This is a genomic window from Flagellimonas spongiicola, from assembly GCF_023502425.1.
Lineage (GTDB): Bacteria > Bacteroidota > Bacteroidia > Flavobacteriales > Flavobacteriaceae > Flagellimonas > Flagellimonas spongiicola.
The window spans coordinates 211,837-223,943 of the sequence record NZ_JAMFMA010000001.1 but is presented as its reverse complement, the minus strand read 5'-3'; the positions used below and the strand labels follow the sequence as shown (position 1 = coordinate 223,943).

General features: G+C 39.4%; 10 protein-coding genes. 7 read left to right on the top strand and 3 right to left on the bottom strand.

Annotated elements, in window-relative coordinates:
- Position 1: 1 nt before the first annotated feature.
- Genes M3P19_RS01105 through M3P19_RS01085 form a run of 5 tightly spaced genes read left to right on the top strand, consistent with a single transcriptional unit; the run spans position 2 to position 3,356 of the window.
- Complete coding sequence (locus tag M3P19_RS01105) at positions 2-493, top strand: DUF192 domain-containing protein (RefSeq protein WP_249655770.1); 492 nt, start codon at positions 2-4, stop codon at positions 491-493.
- Positions 494-1,018, top strand: coding sequence for a GNAT family N-acetyltransferase (locus tag M3P19_RS01100; RefSeq protein ID WP_249655769.1), 525 nt, complete (start codon positions 494-496; stop codon positions 1,016-1,018).
- A gap of 28 nt (positions 1,019-1,046) precedes the next feature.
- The gene (locus tag M3P19_RS01095) at positions 1,047-2,297 is read left to right on the top strand and encodes an ATP-binding cassette domain-containing protein (protein ID WP_249655768.1); all 1,251 of its coding nucleotides are present in this window, start codon (positions 1,047-1,049) and stop codon (positions 2,295-2,297) included.
- A 1-nt stretch (position 2,298) separates the two neighbouring features.
- A complete protein-coding gene (locus M3P19_RS01090; protein ID WP_249655767.1) occupies positions 2,299-2,838 on the top strand; it encodes a DinB family protein in 540 nt (179 codons plus the stop codon).
- Entirely contained in the window at positions 2,835-3,356 is a 522-nt protein-coding gene (locus M3P19_RS01085; RefSeq protein WP_249655766.1) for a GNAT family N-acetyltransferase, read from the top strand. The genes M3P19_RS01090 and M3P19_RS01085 overlap by 4 nt, the downstream gene beginning before the upstream one ends.
- A gap of 47 nt (positions 3,357-3,403) precedes the next feature.
- On the opposite strand, the gene secDF is transcribed toward M3P19_RS01085, so the two are convergent.
- Both secDF and mdh read right to left on the bottom strand, forming a co-directional pair.
- The gene (gene secDF / locus M3P19_RS01080) at positions 3,404-6,367 is read right to left on the bottom strand and encodes a protein translocase subunit SecDF (RefSeq protein WP_249655765.1); all 2,964 of its coding nucleotides are present in this window, start codon (positions 6,365-6,367) and stop codon (positions 3,404-3,406) included.
- A 212-nt stretch (positions 6,368-6,579) separates the two neighbouring features.
- The gene (gene mdh, locus M3P19_RS01075; RefSeq protein WP_249655764.1) at positions 6,580-7,506 is read right to left on the bottom strand and encodes a malate dehydrogenase; all 927 of its coding nucleotides are present in this window, start codon (positions 7,504-7,506) and stop codon (positions 6,580-6,582) included.
- Positions 7,507-7,751: 245 nt separating this feature from the next.
- On the opposite strand from mdh, the gene M3P19_RS01070 reads away from it, so the two are divergent.
- Positions 7,752-8,123 (top strand): hypothetical protein, encoded by a 372-nt coding sequence (locus M3P19_RS01070; RefSeq protein ID WP_249655763.1) that lies wholly within the window; start codon positions 7,752-7,754, stop codon positions 8,121-8,123.
- Positions 8,124-8,202: 79 nt separating this feature from the next.
- Here the strand turns inward: M3P19_RS01070 and M3P19_RS01065 are convergent, their stop codons facing one another.
- Entirely contained in the window at positions 8,203-9,213 is a 1,011-nt protein-coding gene (locus M3P19_RS01065) for a DUF6588 family protein (protein WP_249655762.1), read from the bottom strand.
- A gap of 273 nt (positions 9,214-9,486) precedes the next feature.
- On the opposite strand from M3P19_RS01065, the gene M3P19_RS01060 reads away from it, so the two are divergent.
- Positions 9,487-12,063, top strand: a complete 2,577-nt coding sequence (locus tag M3P19_RS01060) for a carboxylesterase family protein (protein WP_249655761.1) — start codon at positions 9,487-9,489, stop codon at positions 12,061-12,063.
- Positions 12,064-12,107 lie beyond the last annotated feature (44 nt).

Here is a 12,107-nt window from a genome sequence, read left to right as displayed (position 1 = left end):
TATGCACAAACTGAGTATAAAGTATAGTTTGCTTTTGGTTTTACTCCTTGCTGTGATTTCTTGCAAAACAGAATCCAAAAAGGCCATAAAAACGGAAAGCATCGAATTCACCAAAGAAGGAGAGCTGAATATTAGCAAAGTTGCCAATGATTCTTTAGTTACTACTTTGGACATCGAAATTGCTGAAACAGATTATGAAACACAAACAGGGCTAATGTACCGCGAGTCAATGGCCTCACACCAGGGTATGTTGTTTGTATTTCCTGACGTTGCCGTACACTCGTTTTATATGAAGAACACGAAAATTGCATTGGACATCATATACATTGATGAGAACCTTAAAATCTCAAGCTTTCAAAAAAATGCAGTTCCCTTTGATGAAACGGGACTCCCATCTGAAGAACCCATCAAATATGTATTGGAGGTAAATGCTGGATTGGCTGACCAATGGAAGTTGGAAATTGGTGATAAAATCGAGTATTCCAGAAACTAAATGGGAAAATATCTTTTGACTGGAGAACGCTCTGAACGACTTTTCTTTAGAAAAATAGTTCCTTCCGATTTTGATAGTTGGTTGCCCTTTTACCACAACCCTAAATCCACAGAATTCTGGGATGGTCTACCTATAGACCCAATAGTAGCCTGCCAACAACAGTTTGATCGTATTTTTGAACGTTATGATAACGATCTTGGCGGCATGAATGCCTTGATTGAAGAAGAAACAGGAAAATTGGTCGGTATTTGTGGCCTTTTGGTTCAAGTGGTTGATGAAATGGAAGAACTAGAAATTGGATATTCAATTCTACCCCAGTTTTGGTTAAAAGGCTACGCAATTGAAGCAGCGACCAAATGCAAGCAATTTGCCTTTGAGCATAAATTCACATCTTCTTTGATTTCCATCATCCATGTGGACAACATACCATCTCAAAAAGTTGCTGCAAAAAATGGAATGTACTTAGATAAAACCACAATTTACAAGGACAATCCTGTACATATTTTTAGGGTAAATCGGGGATAATCTATAATTTGATGTCCTATACCAAAAAATGGACGCTACCCAACATTATCTCATCCTAACGGATAACAAGGCCGCTATCAAACCCTTGATACAAAAACTGATGAATGGCCAACTTCCCAATGGTTTTCAACCATTGCAAAATAAACTTGGTTTGTTGTTTTCCCGTTCAGAAATTCATCGCTATATGGATGAAGAAGAACGTCATGACATCAAAATCATAACCTCAAACACCGCGCAACCCCTAAAAACAATGAGTAGTGGTGAGCAAAAGAAGGCTTTACTTCAGCATTTGTTGACGCAACAACCCGATTATATCATCTTATTGAATCCTTATGATAATTTAGATGTAGCTACTCAAACATCGCTCAAAGCACAACTGGTCGCAATTTCGAAACATACAATATTGGTACAAGTTGTGAGTCGTTTAGATGATATTTTAGAATTGGACGCTTCCTACTTTAAGCTTGAAGTGGACCAATTGGTAGGTTACACGGATTCAGCCTCTTTTTTTACATCCAACAAGGAACAAAAGGTCGTGTTCAATAAAAAGCTACCAGAACCACTACTAAAAATTGAAGCCACTGCGGAAAAATTAATAGAATTCAATGAAGTTTCAGTTGCTTTTAATGGAAAACCAGTTTTAGATCGTATACAATGGACCATCAAAAAAAATGAGTTTTGGCAGCTCATAGGACCGAACGGAAGCGGAAAAACAACCTTATTATCCATGATTACTGGTGATAGTCACAAAGGATATGGTACGGATCTGAAACTTTTTGGAAATAAAAAGGGAAGTGGAGAAAGTGTTTGGGAATTGAAAAGCAAAATTGGGTACTTTACACCAGCCATGACGGATAAATTTCGCGGCTATCATAGTGTAGAACATATGCTAGTGTCCGGTTTTCACGACTCTGTAGGGTTATATGTTAGACCTACTGATCAAGAAAAAAGAAAAGCCAAGGAATGGTTACAACTATTGGATTTGGAATCAAAAAAGAACCAGCAATTCAAAGATCTGAGCCAAGGTCAAAAACGCTTGGTAATGACCGCGCGTGCCATGGTAAAACATCCACCGCTACTAATTCTTGATGAACCCACGGCAGGTTTGGATGATGCCAACGCTTCACTTTTTATTGCGTTGGTAAATAAAATCGCAAATGAAAGTGATACAACAATTGTATTTGTTTCACATCGAAAGGAAATTGGACTGGAACCACAGTTCAACTATTATCTGGAACCAGCAGTTACCGGTTCAACAGGTCACATAGCTAAATCATAATATGGATAAAAAGGAAATTAGAAAACACCTGGAACTTAATCATTATAGATTCACCAACAAGTTGGACGGTCTTTCCGCCGTGGATTTTGAGCGAATACCAGGAAACAAATGGACCGCTGGACAACAATTGGACCATATATTGAAGTCCGTAAACCCAACTGCCAAAATTTATAACACAGATCTTACCGTGTTACAAGAAAAATATGGTTTGTCTAATAGGGTGAGTAGAAGTTATGATCAATTGGTTTCGGATTACTTGGCAGTTTTAGTCACCCTGAAGGATTTTGTATTGCCTGAACGATTTATCCCAACAAAAATCGCATTTGCTGAGCGCTCTGGGCACTTTGAAAATCTTCACAACGCGATAAATGATTTAGTACATGGGCTTCAAAATTTTGAAGAAACCCACTTGGACACCTATTTGGTCAAACATCCTGCCATGGGTAAATTGACATTACGGGAAATGTTGTATTTCACCATTTATCATGTGACACATCATGACAAACAAATCTTGGAAAATCTAGAGAACTATCCGAAATGATTCAAATAAGAGAGGCTACAACCAATGACGCTCCATTAATTGCATTACTTGCCCGGACTACATTTACTGACACGTTTGGGCACTATTTCAATGATCCAAATGATTTAGAGACCTATTTGGACCATACATTCAATGTATCCAAACTAAAAACCAGCCTTACCAAAGCCAATAACATATTCTGGTTAGCACATTATAATGAAATCCCAGTAGGTTACGCCAAATTAAAATTACACTCACCTTCAAAGTTCATTTCGACAGCCACTTGCTGCCAATTACAAAAAATCTATGTCCTCAAGGATTACCTTTCAAAAAAAGTGGGTGGACCGTTGCAGGAAACACTTCTGGAACGCGCTAAAAAAGAGGGGTTTGAAAAAATATGGTTGTCGGTTCTGAAAGCGAATGCCCGAGCAATTCGCTTTTATGAAAAAAACGGTTTTACAATACTAGGAGATCACGACTTTAGTATTGGAAAAGAGGATTTCTTGTTTCAAGCCATGGCCAAAGATTTACAGCAATAAAAAAGCCATCAACAAGTTGATGGCTTTTTTTATGAGTTGTTCAACCCTTACTCTTTAGCTGAACCGATTTTCTTTTTCAATGCATCGAACATGATTGGCGTTGCGATGAACACGGATGAATACGTACCCACCAATACACCAATGATCATGGCGAACATAAATCCTTGTAGACTTTCCCCACCAAATGTGAAGATGGCCAACAATACAATCAATGTTGTTAAAGATGTATTCAACGTTCTACTTAATGTACTGTTCAAAGCTTGGTTAATGTTTTCTCCATTATTCCAACCTTTTAGATTTACAATCTCACGTATACGGTCAAATACAACCACCGTATCGTTCAGGGAATAACCAATTACCGTAAGGATAGCTGCAATAAAGGCTTGGTCAATTTCCATGTTGAATGGCATGATTTTTCCTGTCAAGGAGAAAATTCCAAGTACAAACATAACATCGTGGAAAACTGCAATTACCGCACCTAGTGAGAACTGCCATTTTCTAAATCTGAATAAGATATATAGGAATACGACAGCCAATGAACCAATAATGGCCAAAAATGCATTGTTCTTGATATCATCCGCAATAGTAGGACCTACTTTTACGGATTGTAAAATACCAATGGATCGCTCTGAAGCACCAACGGTAAAGTCCTCAAAGGAGGTACCGTCTGGCAAATACTTCTGCAAAGTGGTATATAATTTATCTTGAATCTCGTTATCTACCTCTATTCCTTCTACATCAACCTTATATGGTGTAGTAACCTTAATCTGATTGGCCTCACCAAAAGTTTTCACATTGGTACCACTACCGAAAACTTCATTTAACTCAGATGCAATTTCAGAAGGATTAACTGCTCTTTCAAATCGGATTTGATAAGAACGTCCTCCAACAAAATCAACTCCTTGTTGTAAACCTGTGGTAAATAGCGAGAATACGCCAACACCTACCAAAATAAAGGATATGATGTAAGCAATCTTTCTTTTACCTAAGAAATTGATGCTTAGATTTCTGAATAGATTCTTGGTTAGTGCTGTAGAGAAATCCAAGTTTCTACCCTTTTTGGCGATATAAGTATCCACCATTAGCCTTGTAATGAAAATGGCCGTGAACAATGAAGTTACAATACCAATTAAAAGTGTAGTGGCAAATCCTTTGATAGGACCTGACCCGAATATAAATAGGATAATCGCGGTAAGACCTGTAGTGATGTTCGCATCCAAAATGGAAGACAATGCATTACTGAAACCATCCGCAACCGCTTGCGCTTTTCCTTTTCCTCGAGCCAACTCTTCCTTGATACGCTCAAAAATAAGTACGTTCGCATCCACAGACATACCAATGGTCAATACAATACCGGCAATACCAGGAAGTGTCAGTACAGCTCCAAGACTTGTCAATACTCCAAAAATCAAAAGGATGTTCAGAATCAAGGCAATATCCGCAAAGATTCCTGCTTTTCCATAATAGAATATCATCCATACCAATACAAATCCCATAGCAATCAAGAAGGACATGAAACCACTATCAATGGCTTCTTGACCCAATGATGGACCTACAACTTCAGATTGAATGATTTCTGCCGAAGCAGGTAATTTACCTGCACGTAATACGTTGGCAATATCCTTGGTTTCGTTTACCGTAAAAGTTCCTGTGATTTCCGAGCGACCACCTGAAATAGGTCCAGAAGACACTCCAGGAGCAGTATATACCTTATTATCCAGTACAATAGCGATACCTGTTTGATTGTTATAGGCATCACCCGTCAGTTTTTCCCACTCCTTGGCACCACGTGTATTCATGGTCATACTTACAGCAGGCTTATTGTACTGATCAAAAGTATCTTGTGCATCGGATACAACATCCCCGCTTATTCTTGGTGAACCGTCTCTATTTGATTTCAATGCAAACAACTCAACGATCTCAACATCTTTTGCTGGTCGCTCCCATAGAAACTTGGTGAATTGCACATCAGCTGGCAACAACCTTCTGATTTCGCGCATTCTTAGATAGCCTCCTATTTCAGCAGTATCAGAAACCAAAGCTCTTGCAATGGCATGACTTCCTGGATTTGGCGGAATCAATTTGCCAATCAATGGATTGACTTGTGGCGATAAATCCAATGAATCCTGTGCAACATCGGATAATAAGGAATCTATTTCAGATTCTGGCGTTGCAGCAACTTCTTCTTCCTCAACAGGTTCCAATATCTCCTTCAATCTTTCATTGGCCGAACCAAAGAAAGCTCCTAAACTCACATTGTTTTGGGAGTACGTTTCCCAGAATTCCAACTGCGCAGTACTGGACAATAATTCTTGTGCCCTAGCAATATCCCTTGCACCTGGCAATTCAACCAAGATACGTCCAGAATTACCTTCTCTCTGGATATTTGGTTGCGTAACCCCAAATCCATCAATACGCTCACGAAGAACTTCAAACGCAGAAACTATGGATTCATCAATTTTTGTGCGAATGATAGGTTTAACCTGATCATCCGTCATTTGGAAATTGATGACATCACTTAAGCCTTTATTTGCAAATATATCCGGGGAGGCTAATTTGGCATCACCCTTAATAGCATCAAAGGCGTCAAAAAACAGTTCCAAATACGTATCTGGACTATTCTTGGATGCAGTATCTGCATCAGCCAAAGCTCTATTGAAAACAGGATTTTTAGTATTGTTCGCTAGCCCTTTCAAAATATCCTTCACGGATATTTGTAGCGTTACGTTAATACCACCTTTAAGGTCCAATCCTTTGTTTAGTTCCTTCTTTTTTGCGTCATCGTAGCTGGTAAAACCCAAAATTGGATTAGGTCCAATGGAATCCAAATACGACGCTTCTAAAGCTTCACGCTTTGCTACATAATCTTCCTCAGCTTCCGAAATCTGGCTAATCGCATAGGTTTCAGCGTCCTGTTCCAATTTACTTGTAATGAAAGTATAGGATAGCTGATAAATGCTCACTAATCCAAAAAGGAGCGCAAAAAGCTTTATAAGTCCTTTATTTTGCATTGATTATTAAATTTTTATGATGTTTTCCTAAACAGCGTGCAAATATATCATTTCCCATAAGATTTGCCAATAGAAATTGCGGGAATTGCAATAAGGAAGCGGCTGCAGACTGTTAAAACAAAAATGTCATTTCAAATCCGAAAGAAGAAAACATCAAAATCGCTTCTTCCCTTGAATTCAAAATGACATTTAGCAATTGAAAAAAAGTGCGCTTACAACTGCAAAAGACCGTTGGTTTTCTTAACACCTTCGGCACTTTCCTGCATCTTGGCTTTTTCAGCCTCACTTAACTCAATTTCAACAATTTTCTCAATTCCGTTTTTACCTAGGATTACAGGAACACCTATACTAAGGTCATTCAATCCGTATTCCCCTTCCAAAAGTGCGGAACATGGGAACATTTTCTTTTGATCACATGCAATGGCTTGTACCAATCCAGAAACTGCAGCTCCAGGGGCGTACCACGCACTAGTTCCCAATAATTTGGTTAATGTAGCACCACCTACTTTGGTTTCTTGAACTACCCAGTCCATTTTGTCACCATCTAAAAATTCAGAGACTTTTACACTATTTCTGGTAGCATGTCCGATAAGTGGCACCATCCCTTTATCGCTATGACCGCCGATTACCATACCGTCAACATCTGAAATTGGAGCACCTAATGCTTCCGCCAAACGATACTTGAAACGTGCGCTGTCCAATGCACCTCCCATACCGATAATTCGGTGCTTAGGAAGGTTTGTTGTTTTGTGAACAAGGTAGGTCATGGTATCCATTGGGTTACTGACCACTATCAAAATTGCATTTGGAGAATGCTCTAAAAGACTAGAGGAAACCGTTTTAACGATACCAGCATTTATACCGATTAATTCTTCTCTTGTCATTCCTGGTTTTCTTGGGATACCAGATGTAATTACCGCAATATCACTGCCCGCAGTTTTTGCATAATCATTGGTGGTTCCAGTGATTTTAGTATCAAATCCATTCAACGAAGCCGTTTGCATCAAGTCCATGGCTTTTCCTTCGGCATAACCTTCCTTGATGTCCAATAAAACTACTTCAGAAGCAAAATTTTTCATTGCAATATATTCCGCACAGCTTGCCCCAACTGCACCTGCTCCAACTACGGTAACTTTCATTTTTTTTAGATTTTATTTTAAACGTTCAAAAATAAGGCATTTAGCAGAGAATAAACCTGACTTTTTACCATATCTAACACATTATTTGCATTGTGTTCTTTGTAGGTAAAGTATTCATAATGTTAAGAAAATGTGTCGTTCACCGAAGAAATGGGATTCCGAATGACCATACATCGAATTTTCAACAATACTTTTCAAACCCGTATCGTTCTAGTAGTCCCAAATTAGATTTAACCTACTTAACTATGAAGAAGTTCTTTTCATTGTTGGCCATTGCATCTATAATTGCGATAAGCAATTGTACCAGTATTCCAGAAAACAACGATCCCATTTTAGGGATTTGGGTAAAAAACGATGCAAATGCAAACAGCAATAAAAGCGGCAATTCTACCCGTGAGGAATGGATTTTCAATGATGTTTACCTTGGAAGATACCAGACCTACACAGATGCTAACCTAACATTTTATACCGATTTTAAATGGTCTGAGGACAATGGTGTTTACACTATAACGTATTCCCATGAAGAAGTTTCCGATGTTGTGGTTAGTCTTGAAGAAACCAATGAACCCGAAATCTTAGCCCTGGAGAATGGTACTGTCTTCGCCACTAGGGAGTAGAAGAAGACCCACCATATGAAAATAGGAGGCCCCGACGATTGTCGGGGCCTTCTTTATTACTGGATATGGTTCGGTTATTTTATCTAAATCCAAAGTTGATTCCAAATGTCAAAGTACTGAACTCGGAAATGTTATAATCTGCATTAAGTCTAAAGAATCCAAGTTTCAACTTGGTTCCTATGTTTCCGGATACACCGCTAACCTTATTGTTAATGGTAAAAGGGTCGTTGTATACAATAGGTTGGGCTATGGTTTCTATTTCGTAGCGACCTAGGATGTTTGTATCTGATTTACCCGTGATATAGTTCAGACCACCATAGAAGTTGATTACAGGCAATCTTGTGGAAACCACTGCACTGAAATTCCAAGAACTAAAGGAAGCATCCAAACGTTGGTTTTCCCCTGCAATTACATCTGTGCTGGTAAAATCATATTCGCCGCTCAAATTTGTATATCCAATAACAGCCGAAATTGCGACTGGTAATAATTTGTCTGCGGGTAAGTGTTTGGTAAAATCATGTTGGATTCCAAAACCGTACAATCCAATTTTCACGTCATCGGTATTGATTTTAGGAAGAAACCTTGCTTTTACCTCCGTTCCCTTAATCAAACCAACACTAGCTTGGATATATCCTGATGGAACAAAATTGATGTCTTCGGAAGCAAGACCTGAAGGCAATTCAAAGGTTGCACTTACCGGTTGTCCCTCAACCAAGGCGTTAATGGCCACATCAATTCCTTCTATATCCCCTAAAGCCGTAGCAACTTCCTTAGAAGTACTACCATCCGTAAAGGTCAGGTTTTCATAGTCCGCGGTATTGAGCGTAAATGATTTTTTATCGTCCTTGTTTTTGAAACCTGTGATATTCCCAACGATGGAAACTTCAAATCCGCCTAAGGGTTTGGCATCTGCGGAATTGTACCATCCATTGGAGATACTGTAAACACTGGCTTCTGTAACCGGCGCCAACCAGGCAGTTGTAAAACGCTCTGCATCATTTAGGCCCGCGGCCAGAAGATCATTCAAATTGGATTGTGCTATTCCATGGGAAGCACAAATCAATGTCATTAAAAGAACTAACTTTTTCATATTGTCAGGTTTTTCCCAAAACTATGAATACACTACCCCTAGTCCGATTTTTTGTTGTGAAACGCCATTATCTATATACTTAGGTATGCTCCGTTGTGGATTGCTTCTAGCTAATTGGGATAAAATTGCAAAAACATCACGCCAATTAACCTTTAGGCCAGAACTGTTGGTTGTTTAAAACAGGTTATCCGTCGACTCATAAACAAGGGTAATCTATTCTTTTTGAATCGCTGGTTTTGAATCTTTACATTCTGTCTTCATTAATCAGAAACAATGGGAAAACGAAACATTTTTGGGGTAATTACCCTCAGCATTATTTTCTTCAATTGCCTCATCCTTTCTGGACAAAAAAGGCAGGGGAACATTGTGGAATATTTCGGGAAGGAAAAAATAAACGAAGTCAAGGAAGGTGATGTTTTACATTTATTTTCTAAAGCGCTTTACCTGCCCACCAATAGAAATGCGCTTAATTCCCTATCATTCCCCACCGAAAAAGTCTTCAAAGAATTTTTAATGACCCAAAAAACGGTGGTTGAAAACGAAATTGGAGTGGTAGATCATACTGGTACCGCCCAACGTTGGACTCAAATCGCTGTTGGTGAAAACAGTACTTTCAGCAGTCCAAAACTACGAGGTGCCTACGTTTACTTTAGTTATGAATCCAGCCAGGAACAAGTTGTCCTTTTTGAAGCTTCCGGACACACCCAAGTCCTTATAAATGGCTTTCCGCATGAAGGTGATTATTACGACTTTGGTTATAGTTTGATTCCTGTTCGATTAAAAAAAGGAACCAATGTATTTATTATGAAAGTAGGTCGCTTTCCGCGGGTTCGAGCACGTTTGATTCAACCTAAAAAGCCGGTGTTGTTCACACAAAGAGATATGACTTTACCTGACCTTTTGGTTGAAGATTCCATGGCATACAAGGGTGCTATTCGCGTGATCAATGCGTCAGATTCTTGGGTGAAATCACATCAGATAGCAACAGAACATAGAAACGTTGAAATCAACACTACTATTCCCGCAATACCCCCAATGAGTGTGCGCAAAGTCGCTTTTGACATCCCCGCCTTGGCAACAGGGAGCGCTATTGGCAAATCGAAAATTAAGCTTAAGCTTAACGATGCAAGTCTAGTCCTTTTGGACGAACAGGAAATCGATATCGAACTGAAATCCAAATTCGGGAAGCATAAACGAACATTTATCAGTCAAATAGACAACAGTGTACAATACTTCAGCGTTGCGCCATCATCCAACAAAGCGTTGAATAATGGAGCACTGTTTCTATCGGTTCATGGTGCGTCTGTAGAAGCGGTAAACCAAGCTAATGCTTACAAACAAAAGGACTGGGGTCATGTGGTTGCGCCAACAAACAGAAGACCTTTTGGGTTTGCTTGGGAAGATTGGGGACGTTTGGATGCACTAGAAGTACTGGAGCAAGGAAAACGAATTTACGAGCCAGACCCGCAAAAAATTTACTTGACAGGCCACTCTATGGGCGGTCATGGCACCTGGTATCTTGGCGCTACCTATCCTGATAAGTTTGCCGCAATTGCGCCCTGTGCAGGCTATCCGGATTTATTGGGATATCGAGATAGCTTCGTTAAAAGAGCGCTGAATGCTAGTGAAGCAGAACTTAAACGTTGGGGAATTACTCCTAAAATGTTGGCCGAAATGCAAAAGAAACCTCAGCTGTCAGACATGGATCATATGATTTCACGAGCCGGGAATCCAAGTCGTACCTTAACTTTAAAACGAAACTATCTCCAACATGGCATTTATGTTTTGCACGGGGAAGTGGATAATGTGGTTCCAACCTTTATTGCCCGTGAAATGCGGGAAGTACTTGGTCAATTCCACCCGGATTTCACCTATTATGAATATCCCGGAGGTACACACTGGTATGGTGACCATAGTATGGATTGGCCTCCTATTTTTGAATTATTCAAACAACGAAGCATTCCAATGGATTCTACAATGAATAAAATGGAATTCTACACCGCCTCCCCTGGTGTATCAGCAAAATCGCATTTTGCAACCATAGAACAACAGGAGAAGCCATTCGAGGTAAGTTCCCTTACTTATTCAAAAAGCGAATACCCAATTTTTACCACCGCCAACGTTTCAGGGCTAAGTTTGGACCTGTCAGATATTATTGGAGATGCCCAACGGATTGTGATTGATAATGATTCCATAAGAGTTTCGAATGCATCCAAAATCCATTTAAAGCAGGATAGCGGAAGTTGGAAAACAGTTGAAACATTTGCCAAAACTGAAAAAGGTCCGCATAGAAATGGAGGATTCAAAGATGCCTTTACCAATCAAATGGTGTTTGTCTATGCAACTGGCGGAACTGAAATTGAAAACCAGTGGTACTACAATAAGGCTAGATTAGATGCAGAAACTTTTTATTACAGAGCCAACGGTTCAGTAGAAATGATTGCGGACAAAGATTTCAAACTCAAGGATTTTTCTGATCGGAATATTATTATTTATGGCAATAGCGATACGAATTCTGCCTGGTCAAAACTGCTTAAGAATTCCCCAGTAGCTATCAAAGGCAATCAAGTTAAGATTGGAGATAAGACAATCAAGGGAAGTGAATGGGGGATGTATTTTATCGTTCCGAGACCAGATAGTGATAATGCAAGTGTTGGAGTTATAGCCGCCACCGGAATTGATGGACTGAAAGCGATTTATAGCAACCATTATTTACTAAATGGTACGTCTTATCCCGATTTGCTTTTATTCAGCAATGCAATTATGGATTTTGGTACCGATGGCGTAAAATGTGCAGGATTCTTTGGTAATGACTGGTCAGTTGAAAATGGTGAATTTGTATGGCAATAAGCATAAAAAAATCCCAGGGGGCATCCTGGGATTTTCTATCAAGT

What these genes read in the sequence shown, in the direction of transcription:
- M3P19_RS01065 (WP_249655762.1), bottom strand. Translation starts at nt 9,213, where the DNA reads ATGAAAAAGTTAGTTCTTTTAATGACATTGATTTGTGCTTCCCATGGA.
- M3P19_RS01105 (WP_249655770.1), top strand. Translation starts at nt 2, where the DNA reads ATGCACAAACTGAGTATAAAGTATAGTTTGCTTTTGGTTTTACTCCTT.
- M3P19_RS01095 (WP_249655768.1), top strand. Translation starts at nt 1,047, where the DNA reads ATGGACGCTACCCAACATTATCTCATCCTAACGGATAACAAGGCCGCT.
- secDF (WP_249655765.1), bottom strand. Translation starts at nt 6,367, where the DNA reads ATGCAAAATAAAGGACTTATAAAGCTTTTTGCGCTCCTTTTTGGATTA.
- M3P19_RS01090 (WP_249655767.1), top strand. Translation starts at nt 2,299, where the DNA reads ATGGATAAAAAGGAAATTAGAAAACACCTGGAACTTAATCATTATAGA.
- M3P19_RS01060 (WP_249655761.1), top strand. Translation starts at nt 9,487, where the DNA reads ATGGGAAAACGAAACATTTTTGGGGTAATTACCCTCAGCATTATTTTC.
- mdh (WP_249655764.1), bottom strand. Translation starts at nt 7,506, where the DNA reads ATGAAAGTTACCGTAGTTGGAGCAGGTGCAGTTGGGGCAAGCTGTGCG.
- M3P19_RS01070 (WP_249655763.1), top strand. Translation starts at nt 7,752, where the DNA reads ATGAAGAAGTTCTTTTCATTGTTGGCCATTGCATCTATAATTGCGATA.
- M3P19_RS01085 (WP_249655766.1), top strand. Translation starts at nt 2,835, where the DNA reads ATGATTCAAATAAGAGAGGCTACAACCAATGACGCTCCATTAATTGCA.
- M3P19_RS01100 (WP_249655769.1), top strand. Translation starts at nt 494, where the DNA reads ATGGGAAAATATCTTTTGACTGGAGAACGCTCTGAACGACTTTTCTTT.